This window comes from Streptosporangium sp. NPDC051022 (assembly GCF_040683035.1).
Lineage (GTDB): Bacteria > Actinomycetota > Actinomycetes > Streptosporangiales > Streptosporangiaceae > Streptosporangium.
Map to the genome: position 1 here is coordinate 1 of NZ_JBFBCF010000094.1, position 1,176 is coordinate 1,176.

A 1,176-nucleotide genomic window follows, 5' to 3' on the forward strand; every position below is an offset into this window, starting at 1 on the left:
TACTGATCAAGAAGTGCGGGCGTGACGTAATGCCAGGTACCCGCTGGGCGCTGCTTGCCCTGGTGACAGCCTGAAAGCATGAGGTACTCCGATAGAAGCGGAGGACTGTCCGCGCAGGAACGAGCCCGGCGGCAGACACTGCGATTCCAGGCTGCGGACATGTTCTCCGGGAAGATCACACCGCCTCGGGTAGCCCGGCTGCTGGGCATCACCCGTAAGTCCGCCTACGAATGGCACGCGCTGTGGAAACGCGGCGGCAAGGCGGCACTGATCTCCAAAGGAGCCGCCGGAACCGGCTGCAAACTCACCCAGGCACAGCTGAGACGGCTGGAGGCGCTCCTGGACGAGGGCGCGCGGGCCCACGGCTGGAACGACCAGCGCTGGACCACTCCACGCATCACGGCGCTGATCGCCCGCACATTCCATGTCTCCTACACCCCGCGCGGGGTGGCCTACCTGCTCAAGCGGCTGGGCTGGTCGTTTCAGGTGCCGGCGCATCGAGCCGTCCGGCGCGATGAGAAGCAGGTCGCCGACTGGGTGAAGGGAGCGTGGCCTGCGATAAAAGCACCCGGGCGGCCTGGAACTCCTGGCTCGTCTTCGCCGATGAGTCCGGCCGGAGCCTGAAGCCGCCCCGAGGACGAACCTGGGCCCGTAAAGGTCAGACCCCGGTGCTTCAGGTGTCCTACGGCGACCACGGCCGCGTCTCGATCGCCGCCCTGATCTGCGTCAAGCCCGGCGAGCGCGTCAGGTTGATCTATCGCACGATCACCTACCATCGGCGCAAGGGCGAGAAGAAGGGCTTCGCCGCAGCCGATTTCGCGGACCTGCTCCAGGCGGCCCACGTCCAGCTCGACGGTCCGATCTCGCTGGTGTGGGACAGTCTGCCCGAGCACGTCAGCGCCCACATGCGCTCTTGGATCGCCGCCCACGCCGACTGGCTGCTGGTTTACCGGCTACCGCCATACGCCCCTGATCTCAACCCGGCCGAGGGCATCTGGTCGAGTTTGCGCACCGCACTGCTCAACTTCGCCGTCCGCGGTATCGACGAGCTCACCGCGTTGATCAAACACCGGCTCAAACGCATGCAGTACCAGCCCGAGCTCTTGACCGGGTTCGTCGCTCAGACCGGACTCATGGTCTCCGATCCGGTGTAACCCTCAGCTTTCTTGCTCGGTA

2 protein-coding genes are annotated in these 1,176 nt (G+C 65.6%); both read left to right on the forward strand.

Going from position 1 to position 1,176, the window contains the following annotated elements:
* Nucleotides 1–78 precede the first annotated feature (78 nt).
* Nucleotides 79–624: a winged helix-turn-helix domain-containing protein gene (locus AB0N02_RS47345; RefSeq protein WP_363961773.1), complete on the forward strand. Its 546-nt coding sequence runs from the start codon at nucleotides 79–81 to the stop codon at nucleotides 622–624.
* Nucleotides 549–1,154 (forward strand): IS630 family transposase, encoded by a 606-nt coding sequence (locus AB0N02_RS47350; protein WP_363961775.1) that lies wholly within the window; start codon nucleotides 549–551, stop codon nucleotides 1,152–1,154. Before AB0N02_RS47345 ends, AB0N02_RS47350 begins: the two co-directional genes overlap by 76 nt.
* Nucleotides 1,155–1,176 lie beyond the last annotated feature (22 nt).